This is a genomic window from Crossiella sp. CA198, assembly GCF_052078295.1.
Lineage (GTDB): Bacteria > Actinomycetota > Actinomycetes > Mycobacteriales > Pseudonocardiaceae > Crossiella.
Genome location: NZ_JBQJIM010000011.1, coordinates 1 through 16904 on the forward strand (window position 1 = coordinate 1; position 16904 = coordinate 16904).

Annotated in this window: 12 protein-coding genes; 9 read left to right on the forward strand and 3 right to left on the reverse strand. The window is 70.9% G+C overall.

Annotated elements, in window-relative coordinates:
• Positions 1–340: 340 nt before the first annotated feature.
• Entirely contained in the window at positions 341–1516 is a 1176-nt protein-coding gene (locus tag ACTOWY_RS19160) for a trans-sulfuration enzyme family protein (protein ID WP_441311013.1), read from the reverse strand.
• A gap of 85 nt (positions 1517–1601) precedes the next feature.
• Between ACTOWY_RS19160 and yczR the strand changes: the two genes are divergently transcribed.
• The 4 genes from yczR (at position 1602) to ACTOWY_RS19180 (ending at position 7800) form a co-directional block, all read left to right on the forward strand.
• Positions 1602–3053: a MocR-like transcription factor YczR gene (yczR, locus tag ACTOWY_RS19165; protein ID WP_441311014.1), complete on the forward strand. Its 1452-nt coding sequence runs from the start codon at positions 1602–1604 to the stop codon at positions 3051–3053.
• 82 nt (positions 3054–3135) lie between these two features.
• Positions 3136–4947, forward strand: coding sequence for a LamG-like jellyroll fold domain-containing protein (locus tag ACTOWY_RS19170; RefSeq protein WP_441311015.1), 1812 nt, complete (start codon positions 3136–3138; stop codon positions 4945–4947).
• A 107-nt stretch (positions 4948–5054) separates the two neighbouring features.
• Positions 5055–6671, forward strand: a complete 1617-nt coding sequence (locus ACTOWY_RS19175) for an alpha/beta hydrolase (protein ID WP_441311016.1) — start codon at positions 5055–5057, stop codon at positions 6669–6671.
• A 244-nt stretch (positions 6672–6915) separates the two neighbouring features.
• Positions 6916–7800 carry a glutamate ABC transporter substrate-binding protein gene (locus ACTOWY_RS19180; protein ID WP_441311017.1) on the forward strand — a complete coding sequence of 295 codons (885 nt, stop codon included), beginning with the start codon at positions 6916–6918 and terminating at the stop codon, positions 7798–7800.
• Positions 7801–7870: 70 nt separating this feature from the next.
• On the opposite strand, the gene acnA is transcribed toward ACTOWY_RS19180, so the two are convergent.
• Positions 7871–10627 carry an aconitate hydratase AcnA gene (acnA, locus tag ACTOWY_RS19185; RefSeq protein WP_441311018.1) on the reverse strand — a complete coding sequence of 919 codons (2757 nt, stop codon included), beginning with the start codon at positions 10625–10627 and terminating at the stop codon, positions 7871–7873.
• A gap of 197 nt (positions 10628–10824) precedes the next feature.
• Here acnA and ACTOWY_RS19190 point away from each other — a divergent pair, with 197 nt between their 5' ends.
• The 5 genes from ACTOWY_RS19190 (at position 10825) to ACTOWY_RS19210 (ending at position 16142) form a co-directional block, all read left to right on the forward strand.
• A complete protein-coding gene (locus ACTOWY_RS19190; protein WP_441311019.1) occupies positions 10825–11544 on the forward strand; it encodes an ATP-binding cassette domain-containing protein in 720 nt (239 codons plus the stop codon).
• Positions 11541–12212, forward strand: coding sequence for a hypothetical protein (locus ACTOWY_RS19195; RefSeq protein ID WP_441311020.1), 672 nt, complete (start codon positions 11541–11543; stop codon positions 12210–12212). Before ACTOWY_RS19190 ends, ACTOWY_RS19195 begins: the two co-directional genes overlap by 4 nt.
• 16 nt (positions 12213–12228) lie before the next feature.
• Positions 12229–12582, forward strand: coding sequence for a glyoxalase (locus ACTOWY_RS19200; protein ID WP_441311021.1), 354 nt, complete (start codon positions 12229–12231; stop codon positions 12580–12582).
• Between the two features lie 374 nt (positions 12583–12956).
• Complete coding sequence (locus ACTOWY_RS19205; RefSeq protein WP_441311022.1) at positions 12957–14495, forward strand: AMP-binding protein; 1539 nt, start codon at positions 12957–12959, stop codon at positions 14493–14495.
• 288 nt (positions 14496–14783) lie between these two features.
• Positions 14784–16142 carry an NlpC/P60 family protein gene (locus ACTOWY_RS19210; protein ID WP_441311023.1) on the forward strand — a complete coding sequence of 453 codons (1359 nt, stop codon included), beginning with the start codon at positions 14784–14786 and terminating at the stop codon, positions 16140–16142.
• Positions 16143–16162: 20 nt separating this feature from the next.
• On the opposite strand, the gene ACTOWY_RS19215 is transcribed toward ACTOWY_RS19210, so the two are convergent.
• Positions 16163–16867 (reverse strand): TetR/AcrR family transcriptional regulator C-terminal domain-containing protein, encoded by a 705-nt coding sequence (locus ACTOWY_RS19215; protein ID WP_441311024.1) that lies wholly within the window; start codon positions 16865–16867, stop codon positions 16163–16165.
• Positions 16868–16904 lie beyond the last annotated feature (37 nt).

The window sequence follows — 16904 nt, forward strand, 5'->3', positions numbered from 1 at the left end:
CATACTGAAGGAGGCCTCGTCGGGTCGGTTGTGTGTGGTAACTCAATCCAACCCGACGGGGCTCTTCACGTTCGAGGGAAGGTCAACTCCCGCGAGTTACGGACACAACTTCTGGCAACCCGCTTAGCCCCAGGGGCCGCCTCCGCGCACCGTCGCGGGGGCGGCCCTTGCCCAGCCGAACCTCCTCCTCGACCTCCGCCGCGCTCGGGTGGTTGTGACGCTCCCGGGCGGGTGCCACGGGCGGGGACACCGCCACGGGAACGTCACACAGGGCCTCCGGTGACTCCCGGAGGAGTTCGCCACACCGGACACCCGGTCATCGCCGCGGGCACCCGCGGGGTCAGGCCGGCAGGGCCTGGTCGATGTCGGTCCACAGGTCTTCCGCGTGTTCGATCCCCACCGACAACCGCACCATCCCCGCGCCGATCCCGGCCGCCGCCAATTCCTGCTCGTTCAACTGCCGGTGCGAGGTGCTCGCCGGGTGCAGCACCGTGGTCTCCACCCCGCCCAGCGACGCGGCCAGCTGCACCACCCGCACCCCCTTGCTGAACGCGTGCCCGGCCTCCCGGCCGCCTGCCAGCTCGAAGGCGATCATGCCGCCGAAGTCCGAGAGCAGCTCCTTGGCGATCTGGTGGTCTGGGTGGGAGGCCAATCCGGGCCAGTGCACCGCGGTCACCGCCGGGTGTTCGGTCAGGCGGTGCGCGAGCAGGGTGGCGTTGGCGCAGTGCTGGCGCATGCGGACGGGGAGGGTCTGGATGCCGCGGATGGTCAGCCAGGCGGCGAAGGGGTCCGGCATGGCGCCCAGTTCCATCGAGTAGTGCCAGACCTTGTGGTGCAGTTCTTCGGTGGCGAAGGCCAGGACTCCGCCGGTGATGTCGCTGTGGCCGCCCAGGTATTTGGTGGCGGAGTGCAGGACGATGTCGGCGCCGTGGGTGAGGGGCTGGCACAACAGGGGAGTGGCGAAGGTGTTGTCGACCAGGGTGGTCAGGTTGGCGGCTGTGCCCGCGGCGAGGAAGGCGGGGAGGTTGATCACCCGGGTCACCGGGTTGGCGATGGTTTCCAGGTAGAGCAGGCGGGTGTTGGGGCGCAGGGCTTTCTCGACCTCCGCGGGGTCTTCGCCGGGGATGTAGGTGACCTCGATGCCGAAGCGGGCGGCCAGGTCGTTGAGGCTGGCGAAGGCGCCGCCGTAGATACATCGCTGGGCGATCACGTGGTCGCCGGAGCTGAGCAGGGCGAGCAGCGCCGAGTTGATCGCGCCCATGCCGGAGGCGGTGGCGACCGCGCCCACGCCGTTCTCCAGGGCCGCCACCGTGTCTTCCAGGGCCCGGGTGGTGGGGTTGGCGTAGCGGCTGTAGACGAAGCCGCTGTCGGGGGAGTTCAGGGCGGCGGCCAGGGCGTCGGGGTCGTCGAAGGCGAAGTTGGATGCCTGGTACAGCGGGACGCTGATGGGGCGGGAGTTCGGCAGGGCGGGGGCGGTGATGTGCACGGCGCGGGTTTCCGGGCGGGTGGAGGTCATGGGTTCAGCCTGGTGCGGGCCGTGGGGTGGGGACAGCGCCAATCCCGGGTAGATTGGTTTGGCAATGGAGCCAATACCGTGGGCGGTGGACCGACTCGTCGCGCAGCTGGGCCGCTGGTCGGCTGGGCGGGGACCGCTGTACCTGTTGCTGGCCGAGCGGTTACGGCTGCTCATCGACTCGGGACAGCTGCCGCCGAGGGCCGCGCTGCCGCCGGACCGGACCCTGGCCGAGCGGCTGGCGGTGGGGCGGACGACCGTGGTCGCCGCCTATGACCGGCTCCGGCAGGAGCGGAAGCTGGAGCGGCACCAGGGACGGGGGACCTGGGTGGCGCCCGCGGTGCTCACCGGGTGGCGGGGCGCCCAGGTCGCGCCGGCCAATCCGTTGTTCCTGAACTACCTGGAACCCCTCGATGACATCCTGCCGCTGGCCTGTGCGGCGCCGTACGGGCCGCCGCCGGAACTCGCCGCCGCCTACCAGCGGGCCCTGCCGCGGCTGCCGGAGCTGGACAGCGGCGACATCGGCTATCACCCGATGGGCCATCCCGAGTTGCGGGCCGCGCTCGCCGAGCGGCACACCAGCCGCGGGCTGCCCACCGAACCCGGGCAGATCCTGGTCACCACCGGCGGCCAGCAGGCCCTCGCGCTGCTGACCCGGCTCTTCCTCGAACCCGGCGACCAGGTGCTGGTGCAGGCGCCGACCTACCCTGGCGCCCTGGAACTGTTCCGGGAGGCCGCCGCGCTGGTGCGGAGCGCGCCGACCGGGCCGGACGGCCTGGACGTGGCGGCCTGGAGTCGCGCGGTCGCCGCGGACCGGCCCGACCTGGCCTACCTCAACCTCACCCACCACAACCCGACCGGCAGCACCGTGCCCGCGCTGGCCCGCCGCCGCATCGCCGAGGTCGCCGCCGAGCACGCGGTGCCGGTGATCGAGGACGACGTGCTGGCCGGGCTTTCCCTTGACGGCACTGAGGATCCGCCGAATCTGGCCGCGTTCGCCCCGCCCGGGGTGGTGATCACCGTCGGCTCGCTGAGCAAGGTGGTGTGGGGCGGCATGCGGCTGGGCTGGATCCGGGCCTCGGCAGGCCAGATCGCGCAGCTCGCGCGGATCAAGTCCATTCACGACCTGGGCAGCGCGGTGCTCGAACAACTCGCCGCGGCCGAACTGCTGCCCGCGCTGCCGGAGATCGCCCGCCGCCGCGGCGACCAGTTGCGGCAGCGGCACGACCACCTGTGCGGGCAACTCGCCGAACGGCTGCCGGGCTGGCGGTTCCGGCGCGCCGGCGGCGGGCAGTGCCTGTGGGTGCGGCTGCCCGGTGGGGACGCCTCCGCCTACGCCCAGGTCGCGCTGCGGCACGGCGTCGCGGTGCTGCCGGGAGACTCGCTGTCCATGGACGGCAGCGGCGCCGACCACCTGCGCATCCCGTTCACCGCCCCGCCCGAGCAGCTCACCGAGAGCGTGGTCCGGCTCGCCGCCGCCTGGCGGGCCTACCGGCGCACCGGGCACGCCCCGGCCGCGGTGCACGCCATGGTGGTGTGATCCGCCCCTGTTCACCTGGCGTTCCGGCCGTGTTCGGACTTCGGGTTGCCGCCGTTGAGGTTGGTGTTCCTAACATCCGGCCATGAGTGACGGACCCTCGGCGAACCGGCGCGCCTTCCTGCGCACCAGCGGCCTGTTCGGTGTGAGCGCGACCATGCTGGGCGGCGCGAGCCTGCCCGCGCACGCCACGCCGGAGCAGGCCGGTGCGGCGACCCACCGGGGCGCGGACCCCGACAGCCCGCGTTTCACCCTCGCCGTGGTGCCGGACACCCAGTACCTCTTCGACCTCGACCGCGGCGACCGGGAACCCCTGGAAGCCACCTTCGAGTACGTGCTCGACCAGGCCAGGGAACAGAACATCGTGTTCCTGGCCCACCTCGGCGACGTCACCGAGAACGGGCGGCCCGAGGAGATCGCCGAGGCCGACCGCGCGTTCCGGGTGCTCGACCGGCGGCGCTTCCCCTACAGCGTGCTGGCAGGCAACCACGACATCGACTCACGCACCGACGACCAGCGCGGCCGCAGCCCCTACCTGGATGCCTTTGGGCCGCACCGGTTCCGGCACTCCCCGACCTTCCGCGGCGCCGCGCCGGGCGGTTACAACAGCTACCACGTCTTCCGCGCCGCCGGCCGGGACTGGCTGCTGCTGGCCCTGGACTGGCGGGTCTCGGCCAGTGGCCACGCCTGGGTGCGGCAGGTGCTGGCCAAGCACCCGAAGCTGCCGGTCATCCTCACCACGCACGAACTCGTGCACGCCGACGGCGGTACCGGCGTGGCCGAGCTTTCCGTTGCGGGACAACAGCTGTGGGACCAGCTCATCGCCGATGAGGACCGGATCTTCCTGACCCTCAACGGGCATTTCTGGCCGCCCGGCCGCACCACGTTGCGCAACAAGGCGGGCACCGAGACGCACCTGCACATCGCCAACTACCAGGACCGCTACTACGGCGGCAGCGCCATGCTCCGGCTCTACCACTTCGACCTGGCCCGCAACGTGATCGACGTGGAAACCGTCTCGCCGTGGCTGCTCGGGCGCAAGCCGGAACGGCTGAACGTGCTGGAGCGGCAGGAGATCCAGCGCACCGGGCCCGCCGACCGGTTCACCGTGGAGATCGACTTCACCGAGCGGTTCCGCCGGTTCGCGCCGCCACCCGTCCGCCCGGCCCGGCCCGCCCGCGAGGTGCTGATCCCCGGCACGGTGGCCTACTGGCGCTTCGACCAGGCCGGGAAATACACCGACCTGTCCGGCCACGGCAACCACCTCACCAGGGACGCGCTGCCCGGCGCGCCCGCCGACACGCTCACCCACACCGCCGGGCACCACCCGGACCAGCCCGGCCACGGCAGCCTGCACCTGCGCGGCGGCGGCTACCTGCGCACCGCGGCCGACGCGCCGCTGACCCGGCTCACCTTCCCGCGCGGCTACACCATCGAGGCCTTCGTCAAGCTGCCCAAGGACTTCGACGGCCGCAACGCCTGGTGCGGCCTGTTCACCACGGTCGCCACCGGCGCGGACGCGGGCAAGACCGGCGACGACCCCCAGGAACCCCTGGCCACGCTGAACCTCTCCGACGGGGCCGCGTTCCAGTGGGCGGTGTTCCCGCGCAACCAGGAGGGCCTGTCCACCAACTGGGGCCACGAACTGCCGCGCGAGCGCTGGTGGCACGTGGCCGTGGTCAACGACGGCCGCCGCAGCGTGCTGCACGTGGACGGCGCGCCACTGCTGCGCAACCCCGGCACCCCTGCCATCGGCATCCCGGCCGCGGCCGGCGGCTGGCTGATCGGGGCCTACGCCTACGGGCGGAAGGTGGAGAAGAGCTTCTACGGCTGGCTCGGCGACCTGCGGATCGTGGACCGCGCGCTCCAGCCAGGGGAGTTCCTGATCGGGCGCTGACCAGCGCGGGTTCAGCGCATTCAGTGAATGGACCAGCCTTGTCCGGGCCGCCGCGGGCTGTGAGGGTTCCACCCAGACTTGTGTTCGACCCAGCTAAGGAGACAGCGGTGGCCCGACAGGGTTTCAGGTGGCTGCGCAGAACAGGGGCGGTGACCGCGGTGGCGGTGGTCGCGGCCACCGCGCTGGCAGGCACCGGCGCGGCGGCGTCCGATGAGGAGAACCTCCAGCAGTTCGGCCTGGAGTCGGTGCAGTGGGCGCCGTGCCCCGACGCGGTGTTCGTCAACGACCCCCAAGCTGACCGCACCCGGTTCGGCTGCGCCACCTACAAGGTGCCGATCGACTACCGCAAGCCGGGCACCGGCTCGGTGGAGATCGCGCTGCTGCGGCGGCTGGCCGACGACCCGGCCCGCCGGATCGGCTCGATGTTCATCAACCCCGGCGGGCCCGGCGGCTCCGGCTACCTCGGCCCGATTCGGGCCGACCGGCGCTACGGCGCCGAGGTGCTCAAGCGGTTCGACATCGTCGGCTTCGACCCGCGCGGGGTGGCCCGCAGCAGCCCGCTGCGCTGCTTCAGCACCGCCGAGGACGCGGAGAAGGTCTTCTCCCGGCAGCCCTCGGTGCCCTTCACCACGCAGGAGGTCCGGGACGCCGTCCAGGCCGGCAAGGACTACAGCGCGGCGTGCGCGAAGAACGCCGGACCGCTGCTCCGGCACATGTCCACCAAGGACGTGGTCCGGGACCTGGACGTGCTGCGGCAGGCCGTCGGCGATGAGAAGTTGACCTTCGTCGGGTTCTCCTACGGCACCCTGATCGGGTCGACCTACGCCAACATGTTCCCCAAGCGGACCCGGGCGATCGTCATCGACGGCAACGTCGACCCCGAGCTGCGCACCGGCGACGGCCTGGAGTCCGACCGGCAGCGCGCCGAGGGCTTCGAGCTGGCCCTGGACGGCTTCCTCAAGCGGTGCACCGCGGCCGGTCCCAAGTGCGCCTTCAGCGAGGGCGACACCCGGAAGAAGTTCGACGCGCTGCGCACCCGGCTGCAGCGCGAGCCGATCACCCTGCCCACCGGGGCGAAACTGACGCTGAGCGCCTTCACCAGCAACGTCAGCAGCGCCATGTACGGCGCGGCCAACTTCGCGCCGCTGGCCGTGGCGTTGCAGCAGGCCTACACCGCGATGACCCCGGCCGACGCGGGCATCATGATCGAATCGGCCCCCGCAGGCCCCTCGGACTTCCTGACCAGGAACAACCCGCAGGGCAAGCGGGACGCCCTCGCCGACACGCCCTACACCGCCGACGACTCCTTCTACGGCGTCAACTGCATCGACAAGCCCTACCTGCGGCTGTCCGCGGCCTACCCGGTGATCGCCAAGATCTGGGAGAAGCAGTTCCCCACCTTCGGCCGCTTCCAGGCCTTCGACGCGGTGCCCTGCGCCAGCTGGCCCGGCGGCTCGGACCGGTACGCCGGACCGTGGCACAAGAAAACGGCGAACCCGATCGTGGTGATCGGGAACTATTACGACCCGGCCACCCCGTACGCGTTCTCGCAGCGGATGGCCAAGCAGCTCGGTTCGGCCCGCCTGGTCAGCGTGGACTCCTTCGGCCACGCCATCCTGGGCCGCTCCAAGTGCGCCGACGACATCACCACCGCCTACCTCTCGGAGCTGAAGGCCCCGGCCGACGGGATCATCTGCCAGCCCAACGCCCAGCCCTTCGCGTGAGCCGCTGAACCCGGCCCACCGCACGTCCACACGACCCCGTCCCGGCCTCCGGGGCGGGGTCGCGCGCGTGCCGGGGCCGCTGTCGATCTGTGTTATCGATTAACCAACAAGAGCACCTGATCTGCCAGGGACTTTCGGCCGTTCTCGGAGAACGGACAGTCGAGTGGAGGCAGCGCAACGTGCCCGCATCGGATCGGTCACGAGGGGTGAAATCCTTTGCCCGCGCATGACCAGACTGCACGCCTTGAGTGAATGGGCGGGAGGGCACAAGGAGATGCGCAAGTCAGGCACGCTCGGCTTCCGTGCCGCGGCGGCCGTGCTGGTGGCGATGGTCCTCATCGCCGGCTGCGGCGCCGCGCCGGAGGAGGAGGCCAGGGACGTTTCGGTGGTCAACCGGGCCGCCAAGACCAAGAAGCTCACCATCGGCATCGCCTATGACCAGCCTGGCCTGTCCGAACGGGTGGCGGAAGGCAAGCTCGAAGGTTTCGATGTGGACGTGGCCGAGTACGTGGCCAGGGAACTCGGCGTGGAGGCCGGCAACATCACCTGGCGGGAGACCAGGGCGGGGGACCGGGAGAAGTCGCTCCAGGACGGCTCGGTGGACCTGGTGGTGACCTCGTTCTCCATCACCGAGGACCGCAAGACCCGGATCGCCTTCGCCGGGCCGTACTTCATCGCCGGGCAGGGTCTGCTGGTGCGGTTGAACACCAACGACATCACCGGGCCGGAGTCGTTGAACGGCAAGAAGCTGTGCACGGTGCCGAACACCACCTCCGCGCAGACCATCAAGGACCGCTTCGCCAAGACCACGCAGCTGGTGGAGTACTTCCGGTACTCCGAGTGCATCAGCGCCCTGCTGCTGGGCAATGTGGACGCGGTGACCACCGATGACGTGATCCTGGCCGGGTACGCGGCGCAGAACCCGGAACTGCTCAAGGTGGTGGGCAAGCCGTTCAACCCGGAGCGGTACGGGATCGGCATCGCCAGGGAGGACCTGCCCGGCAAGGGCAAGGTGAACGCCGCGATCGAGAAGATGATCAGCAGCGGGGAGTGGAAGAAGTCCCTGGACAAGAACATCGGCCCGTCCGGCTATCCGGTTCCGGTGCCGCCCGCGGTGACCGAGCGCTGAGGTCTGTCCACAAAGGACGGGGCGGGAAGACCATCGGCCTTCCCGCCCCGTCCTGGCTCTGCTCAGGTGGTCAGCTGCGGACCATCTTGCGCAGCACGTACTGCATGATGCCGCCGTTGCGGTAGTAGTCCGCCTCGCCGGGGGTGTCGATGCGCACGACCGCGTCGAACTCGACCTGCTCGCCGTCGGTCTTGGTCGCGGTGACCTTGACCGTGCGCGGAGTGCTGCCGTTGTTCAGCTCGGTCACGCCGGCGAAGTCGTAGGTCTCGGTGCCGTTGAGGCCCAGGGTGGCCGCGGTCTGGCCGTCCGGGAACTGCAGCGGCAGCACACCCATGCCGATCAGGTTCGAGCGGTGGATGCGCTCGAAGGACTCGGCGATGACCACCCGGACGCCCAGCAGGCTGGTGCCCTTGGCCGCCCAGTCCCGGGAAGAACCCGAGCCGTATTCCTTACCGGCCAGGACCACCAGCGGGATACCGGCTTCCGCGTAGGCCGCGCTGGCCTCGTAGATGGTGGTCTGCTCGCCCTCGGCCAGGAAGTTGCGGGTGAAGCCGCCCTGGACATCGTTGAGCAGCAGGTTGCGCAGCCGGATGTTGGCGAAGGTGCCGCGGATCATGACCTCGTGGTTGCCGCGGCGGGAGCCGTAGCTGTTGAAGTCCTTGCGGGCCACGCCGTGCTCGCTGAGGTACTTGCCGGCGGGGGAGTCCGGCTTGATGGAACCGGCCGGGCTGATGTGGTCGGTGGTGACCGAATCGCCGAGCAGGGCCAGCACCCGGGCGCCGCTGACGTCGGTGACCGGCTTGGTGGCCATCTCCATGCCCTCGAAGTACGGGGGCTTGCGCACGTAGGTGGAGTCATCGGCCCACTCGAAGGTCTTGCCCGTGGGGGTGGGCAGGGACTTCCAGCGCTCGTCACCGGCGAAGACGTCGGCGTAGTCCTTGACGAACATCTCCGAGTTGATCGAGGTCGCGATGACGTCCTGGATCTCCTGCGGGGTCGGCCAGATGTCGGCCAGGAACACCGGCTTGCCGTCCGGGTCGGTGCCCAGCGGTTCGGTGTTGAGGTCCAGGTCCATGGTGCCCGCGAGGGCGTAGGCCACCACCAGGGGCGGGGAGGCCAGGTAGTTCATCTTGATGTCGGGGCTGATCCGGCCCTCGAAGTTCCGGTTGCCGGAGAGCACCGAGACCACCGACAGGTCGTTGTCGTTGATGGCCTTGGAGATCTCCTCCGGCAGCGGGCCGGAGTTGCCGATGCAGGTGACGCAGCCGTAACCGACCAGGTGGAAGCCGAGCTTCTCCAGGTACGGCAGCAGTTCGGCCTTCTCGTAGTAGTCCATGACGACCTTGGAACCCGGCGCCAGGGAGGTCTTCACCCACGGCTTGCGGCTCAGGCCGCGCTCCACCGCGTTCTTGGCCAGCAGGGCCGCGCCCAGCATCACCGAGGGGTTGGAGGTGTTGGTGCAGGAGGTGATCGAGGCGATCGCCACGTGCCCGTGGTCCAGGGTGGTCTCGGTGCCGTCGGCCAGGGTCACCGGGACGGTGCGGTGCGGGCGGGCGCCGTTGGCGCGCGCGTTGTGCGCGGGCGCGTCGGAGGCCGGGAAGGACTCCTCGCTCGCCTCGTCCACGCCGTCCTCATCGGCGACGTAGTTGCGGATGTCGGCGTGGAACTTCTCCTTGGCCTCCGACAGTGAGATCCGGTCCTGCGGCCGCTTCGGGCCCGCGATGGAGGGGACCACCGTGGACAGGTCCAGTTCCAGGTGCTCGGAGAAGTCCGGCTCGGCGGCCGGGTCGTGCCAGAGGCCCTGCTCCTTGGCGTAGGCCTCGACCAGCGCGAGCTGCTCGGCGCTGCGGCCGGTCAGGCGCAGGTAGTCCACGGTCTCCTGGTCGATCGGGAAGATCGCGGCGGTGGAGCCGAACTCGGGGCTCATGTTGCCGATGGTGGCGCGGTTGGCCAGCGGCACCGCGGTCACGCCCGAGCCGTAGAACTCGACGAACTTGCCGACCACACCGTGCTTGCGCAGCATCTCGGTGATGGTCAGCACCAGGTCGGTGGCGGTGGCGCCGGGGGGCAGCTCGCCGTGCAGCTTGAAGCCGACCACGCGCGGGATCAGCATGGACACCGGCTGGCCGAGCATGGCGGCCTCGGCCTCGATGCCGCCAACGCCCCAGCCGAGCACGCCGATGCCGTTGACCATGGTGGTGTGGCTGTCGGTGCCCACCACGGTGTCCGGGTAGGCCTGGCCGTTGCGGATCATCACCACGCGCGCCAGGTGTTCGATGTTGACCTGGTGCACGATGCCGGTGCCCGGCGGGACCACCTTGAACTCGTCGAAGGCGGTCTGGCCCCAGCGCAGGAACTGGTAGCGCTCGCGGTTGCGCTCGTACTCCAGGTCCACGTTGCGCTCGAAGGCGTCCGGGCGGCCGAAGATGTCGGCGATCACCGAGTGGTCGATCACCAGTTCGGCGGGCGCCAGCGGGTTGACCTTCGAGGGGTCGCCACCGAGCTGGGTGACGGCCTCGCGCATGGTGGCCAGGTCAACGACACAGGGCACGCCGGTGAAGTCCTGCATGATCACCCGGGCCGGGGTGAACTGGATTTCGGTGGCGGGGTCGGCCTTCGGGTCCCAGCTGCCCAGGGCGCGGACGTGGTCGGCGGTGATGTTCGCGCCGTCCTCGGTGCGCAGCAGGTTTTCCAGCAGGATCTTCAGGCTGTACGGCAGGCGCTGGGCGCCCTCCACGGCGCTGAGCCGGAACACCTCATAGGAGGCGTCGCCGACGGTCAGCGTGCCGCGTGCGCCGAAGCTGTCCTTGCTCACGGGTGCGGTCACGTGCAACTCCATCTCGCGGCGGTGCGTGCAAGTTCGGGGAACGAGGGCGAGTCTTGCGCACCCGGGCCGAGTGCGCCGCCGTGCCCTCCTAGCCCTAACAGTACGCTTGTCCTATATTCACGTTCAACCGGGGTCGGCGCGTGTCGAGTTGGATGGGACGTGGCACCGGACACACCGGGGGAGCGAGAGGACTGGGGATGCTGCGGCTGGAGGGGGTCGGCAAGCGCTACGGGCGTGGCCGGCTGGTGCTGAGCGAGGTCGAGCTGACCTTGCCCGGCGGGCAGACCACGGTGGTGCGCGGCCGCAACGGCTCGGGCAAGTCCACCCTGCTCCGGGTGGTCGCGGGCGTGTGCCAACCCAGCCTGGGGCGGGTGCGCGGCAGGCCGGCGCAGGTGGGCTACGTGCCCGAACGGTTCCCGGCACACCTGCGGCTTTCCCCGCGTGACTACCTCCGACACCTCGGCGCCCTGCGTGGTCAGGCCCGCGCGGTCACCGAGTCCCGGATCGAGGAGCTGCTCACCCGGCTGGCCTTCGCCGGGGAGCCGGAGGAGCCGATGAACCGGCTCTCCAAGGGCAACACGCAGAAGATCGCCCTGGTCCAGGCGCTGCTCGCGCCGACCGGTCTGCTGGTGCTGGACGAGCCGTGGACCGGCCTGGACAGCACCGCCGCCGGGGTGCTGGGGGAACTGCTCGCCGAGGCCGCGGCGGCGGGGACGACCGTGCTGCTCATCGACCACGAGGAGCACCACGAGCTGATCCGCCGGGACCGCCTGGTGGAGATCGCCGACGGCCGGATCCGGGTGCACGAGACCAGCCGCGACGACCTGGTCGAACTGACCCTGCGGGTGCCCGCGCACCGGGCCGACGCGCTGCGCGCCACCGCCCGCGAACTCGGCGGCGGCGAGGTGACCCGGTGACCGTGCTGACCCGCCACCTGGCCCTGCTCCGCTACCTGGCCGCCGACCTGTTGCGCGCCCAGGTCTTCTTCCTGCCCGCGCTGGTGTTCCTGGCCGTGCTGGGCATGCTCAACAGCGGCGACCCCGGCCCGCCACTGTCGGCCTACCAGGGCACCGCACTGGTCCTCTACCCGGTGGCCGCCGCGCTGACCATGGTCATCTGCAACGCCGAGGACCCCATCCAGCGGCAGGTCACCCTGGTCACCGCACGCGGCTGGGGCCGGGTGCTGGCCGCGCTGGTCACCCTGGCGGTGCTGGCCCTGCTGACCCTCATCGCCCTCGCGCTGCTCGTGCCCCTGGTGGTCAACCCGCGTCCGCAGCCACCCAGCCTGCTGCTCGCCGGGGCCCTGGCGCACCTGGGCAGCGGGTTGCTCGGCGTGGCCCTCGGACTGCTCTGCGCCCGCCCGCTGCTGCACCGCCCGGTGCACGCGGTCAGCACCATCCTGCTCGGCGTGGTCCTGGTCATCTTCCTCGGCCGGATCCCACCCATCGGCAACCTGATGACCCTCCTGGAGGGCGCCGACGGGACGCACGCCCTCGGCCGGCTCACCCTCAACGTCACCCTGTCCGCTGGGTTGCTCGCCGCCACGGTCGCCCTGGTGCACGCACTCGGCCGCACACGACTGTGAGACAAGGAGAACCACCATGATCCACCACGTCCAACTGGCAGGCCCGCCCGGCTGCGAGGACACCATGCGCGCCTACTACACCGGCGTGCTCGGCTGGACCGAGATCCCCAAACCCCCGCTGCTGGCCGCCCGCGGCGGCTGCTGGTTCGCCGTGCCCGGCGGCGGCGAACTGCACATCGGCGCCGAAGACGGCTTCCGGCCCTCGGCCAAGGCCCACCCCGCCTTCATCACCGACGTGCACACCCTGGCCGGAGTCCTCACCGCCGCCGGCCACCAGGTGAACTGGGCCGACCCAGCCGAGATCCCCGGCCGCGACCGCTTCCACACCACCGACCCAGTCGGCAACCGCCTCGAATTCCTCGCCGCCTGACCCGCCCCACCCCCGCAGTGTTGGCCGTTCTCGTACGCCGAGTTGGCCGTTCCGGACGCCGAGTTGGCCCAAGTGGTACGCCGGTTTGGCCCAAGTGGTACGCCGAGTTGGCCCAACTGGGCGGCGGCAGCGGGCCCTCGGTCCGCAGTGGGCACAACCGCGTCCCACAACGGCCAACGTGGTGTACGACAACGGCCAACGTGGTGTACCAGAACGGCCAACACTCGGTGTGGGGGTTCTTGGGGGACCGTTTGGCGACTGGTGGGGCTCGTCTGCCGCTGGGTCACCCGGCGGGGGGAAGGGGTGAGCTGACAGCGGGTACCCGGGCTCACTACCGTCTGTGGCCATTCGGACGAACCGGAGGAGCCTGAACGATGCGGGTACCGTTGACCGTCGCCGACTTCCTTGATCGGGCGGAGACCGTCTTTCCCAGCAGCACCGCGGTGATCGACGAACCCAGCCAGCCGGCCGCGGTGGTGCCGGCCACGACCTATGGCGAGATGGCCCGGCGGGCGCGGGCCTGGCAGGCCGGGCTGGACCGGCTCGGCGTCGGCGAGGGCGAGCGGGTCGCCGTGGTCAGCCACAACTCGGCCCGGCTGCTCGAACTGTTGCACGCGGTCCCGGCCAGCGGGCGGATCTGCGTGCCGGTGAACTTCCGGCTGCGGCCGGAGGAGATCGACTACATCATCGGCCACAGCGGCGCCTCGGTGCTGCTGGTCGACCCCGAACTCGCGCCCGCGCTGACCGGGACCACCGCCCGGCACAAGTTCGTCCTCGGCGAGCAGACCGAGTCCGAGGTGATGCGCTTCGACACCGAGCCGCGAGCCTGGGCCGCGCCCGATGAGGACGCGACCGCCACCATCAACTACACCTCGGGCACCACCGCCCGCCCCAAGGGCGTGCAGATGACCCATCGCAACATCTGGATCAACGCGATGACCTTCGGCCTGCACGCCAGGGTCTGGGAACGCGACGTCTACCTGCACACCCTGCCGATGTTCCACTGCAACGGCTGGGGCATGCCCTTCGCCGCCACCGGGCTGGGCGTGCCGCAGGTGGTGCTGCGCAAGGTCGACGGCGCCGAGATCCTGCGCCGGGTCCAGCAGCACGGCGTCACGCTGGCCTGTGGCGCGCCCGCGGTGTGGAACATGGTCCTGGACGCCGCGCAGGACTGGGACGGCGAGATCCCCGGCCGGGACAAGGTGCGCATCGTGTGCGCGGGCGCGCCGCCGCCCACCCGCACCATCGCCCGCATCGAGGAGGAACTCGGCTGGCAGTTCCAGCAGCTCTACGGCCTCACCGAGACCTCGCCCTTCCTCACCTTCAACCGCACCCGCCCCGCCGACCTCGACCTCTCCACCGAGGAGCGGGCCCGCAAGCTCTCCCGCGCGGGCGCGCCCGGCATCGGCGTGCGGCTCAAGATCTCCGGCACCGGCGAGGTGCTGGCCCGCGCCAACACCGTGCTCGGCGGCTACTGGGAGAACCCGGCGGCCACCGAAGCGGCCCTGGAGGGCGGCTGGTTCCACACCGGCGACGGCGGCACCCTCGACGAGGAGGGCCACCTGACGATCTCCGACCGCAAGAAGGACGTGATCATCACCGGTGGGGAGAACGTCTCCTCCATCGAGGTCGAGGACTGCGTGTTCAGTCACCCGTCCGTGGCTGAAGTAGCCGTCATCGGAGTACCGGATGACAAATGGGGCGAAACGATCAAGGCGCTGGTCGTGGTGAGCGAGGGCGCGCAGGTCAGCGAGGCCGACATCATCGCGCACTGCAAGCGAAAGCTGGCCGGCTACAAGGCGCCGACGACAGTCGAGTTCCGCGAGTCCATTCCCCGCACGGCCACCGGGAAAATCCAGAAGTTCAAGCTTCGCGAGCCCTACTGGGCCGGTTTGGACCGCAAGGTGAACTAGACCCTTTACCGGATCGTTTCCGCAGCTCGGGGCACCTCGTGTGCCCCGAGCTTTTTTGTGCACAGCGTGTGTTCTGAATGCCTCAATCGGGCGACATTGTCCCCAGTAAATGTGACACGTGTGAGGGATGAGGCGCGTGTTCATGTTGAGATCACTGGCGACTGGTGGGGCTGAATGTCACAGTTGCTCAGCGTGTGCGACCGCAGCCGTTCGGTACCCGGCGAGTAGGCCGAGCGGGGGTTGGCGGCTGGGCACGACCGGCGGAGGGAAGGTTCGGAGGTGGGCGACATGCCGACACGACGGAACCTCGTCTTGGGCTTGGCGATGACCGCGCTGGCGGCCGCGCTGCTGGCGGGCACGCCCGGCGTGGCGGTCGCCGTGCCGCCGCCACCGCCCAACCCCAGCGACGCCGACATCCGCGACGGGCGCGCCCAGGTCGACTCCAAGGCGGGCGAGGTCGGCAGGCTGGCCAACGAACTCAGCCGGGCCGAGGCCCGCCTGGACGAGCTGATGGCCGACGTCGAACTCCGCCGCGAGGAGGCGATGAAGGCCCTGGTCGACCTGGAGGCCGCCCAGGAGGTCGCGGACCGGGCCAAGGCCGAGGCCCGCGGCGCCCGCGCCGAGGCCGACGCCGCCGCCAAGGCCATCGACGACCTGCGCGCCAAGGCCGACGTCTTCGTCGCCGCGACCTACCAGAACGGCAACCTGCTCGACACCACCGGCGCGCTGTTCACCGCCAAGAACCCCCAGGAGATCCTGGACCGCACCGAGATGCTGGAGCTGATCAGCGGCTCCCAGGCCAACGTCCTGGAGGTCATGCGCCGGGCGCGCACGGACAAGACGAACAAGGACTCCCTGGCGCGCAAGGCCCTGGAACTGGCCGAGGCCAAGCAGAACGAGGCCGAGGCGGCCAAGCGGGTCGCGGACAAGGCCCAGGCCGTGGCCGTGCAGGCGGGCAGCACCCAGGAAGCGCGGGCCAACGAGATCGAGGCCACCAGGACCGCGGTGGAGAAGCAGCTCTTCGAGGCGCGCAACCACGTCAGCGGCCTGCAGGGCCAGCGGCAGCGCTACGAGGACTGGCTGGCCGCGAAACGGCGCGAGGAGGAGGAACGGCAGCGCCGCGAGGCCGAGGAGGCCCGCAGGGCCGCCGCGGCCGCCGCCGCGCAGAGTCGCCCGGCCTCCCGCCCGCAGACCGCCGCCCGCCCCACCGTCGCCCCGGCCCCCGGCCGCGGCGTGCAGATCGCGATCAACCGCGCGCTCTCCCAGCTCGGCGTGGTCTACGCCTGGGGCGGCGGCAACGGCTCCGGCCCCACCCGCGGCATCCGGGACGGCGGCGTGGCCGACTCCTACGGCGACTACCGCAAGGTCGGCTTCGACTGCTCCGGCCTGATGATCTACGCCTACGCCGGGATCGGCATCAACCTGCCGCACTACAGCGGCTACCAGTACAACTACGGCCGCCGGGTGCCGCTGTCCCAGATGGCAGCGGGCGACATGCTGTTCTGGGCCACCGGCGGGCGCATCCACCACGTGGCGATGTACCTGGGCGGCGGCCGGATGGTCGAGGCCCCGCACTCCGGCTCCCGGGTGCGGATCTCACCGGTGCGCTACGGCGGGCTGATGCCCTACGCGGTGCGCCTGGTCTGACCCGGGTGCTCGCTGACCGGTCAGCGACCCAGCCGGGCCGCGAGACCGTCGAGCAGGCAGTCCAGGCCGAACGCGAAGCCGGCGTCGGGGTCGAGTTCCTCGGCTTCGTGCACGCGGCGGGCCAGCATCGGGTGCTCGCCCGCCGCGAGGACCTCGCTGATGTAGGGGCCGACGCTGCGCTGCCACTGCTCCTCGGTCAGGCCGGTGCGCTGCTCGGCGCGCCGAGTGGCCTGCTGGGTGGCCACCGAGCCCAGCACGTAGGCGTGCAGGGCGCCGAGTGCCTGCGCGGCCAGGGTGATGTCGGGGGTGAGCGCGACGGCGGCGCGCAGCGCGGATTCGGACCGCCGCAACGAGTTGGGGCCGAGCGCGGGCCTGCCCGCCAGTTCGCCAGCCAGCCACGGGTGCCGCAGCAGGGTCGCGCGCAGCGAGTGCGCGACCGCGGCCAGGCCGGCGCGCCAGTCCCGCGCGGACTCGGGCAGCGGGTCCTCATCCTGCGCCGCGTCGACCATCAGATCCACCAGTTCGTCGCGGTTGGTGATGTAGCGGTAGAGGGTGGCCGTACCGGAACCGAGGTCGCCCGCGACCCGGCGCATCGACACCGCGGCCAGGCCCTCCGCGTCGGCCACGGCCAGCGCGGCGGCCACGTACTGCTCCACCCCCGGCGCGCGCCTGCGCGGTTCGGGGCGGGGCCTGGTCCACACCGACCAAGGAGTGGGTTCGGTCACGGGTGCTTCCTTTCTCCGTTGACCGGCATCCTATCTT

Coding starts and splice junctions, on each gene's coding strand:
- ACTOWY_RS19160 (WP_441311013.1), bottom strand. CDS start 1,516: ATGACCTCCACCCGCCCGGAAACCCGCGCCGTGCACATCACCGCCCCC.
- ACTOWY_RS19170 (WP_441311015.1), top strand. CDS start 3,136: ATGAGTGACGGACCCTCGGCGAACCGGCGCGCCTTCCTGCGCACCAGC.
- ACTOWY_RS19190 (WP_441311019.1), top strand. CDS start 10,825: ATGCTGCGGCTGGAGGGGGTCGGCAAGCGCTACGGGCGTGGCCGGCTG.
- ACTOWY_RS19200 (WP_441311021.1), top strand. CDS start 12,229: ATGATCCACCACGTCCAACTGGCAGGCCCGCCCGGCTGCGAGGACACC.
- ACTOWY_RS19205 (WP_441311022.1), top strand. CDS start 12,957: ATGCGGGTACCGTTGACCGTCGCCGACTTCCTTGATCGGGCGGAGACC.
- ACTOWY_RS19210 (WP_441311023.1), top strand. CDS start 14,784: ATGCCGACACGACGGAACCTCGTCTTGGGCTTGGCGATGACCGCGCTG.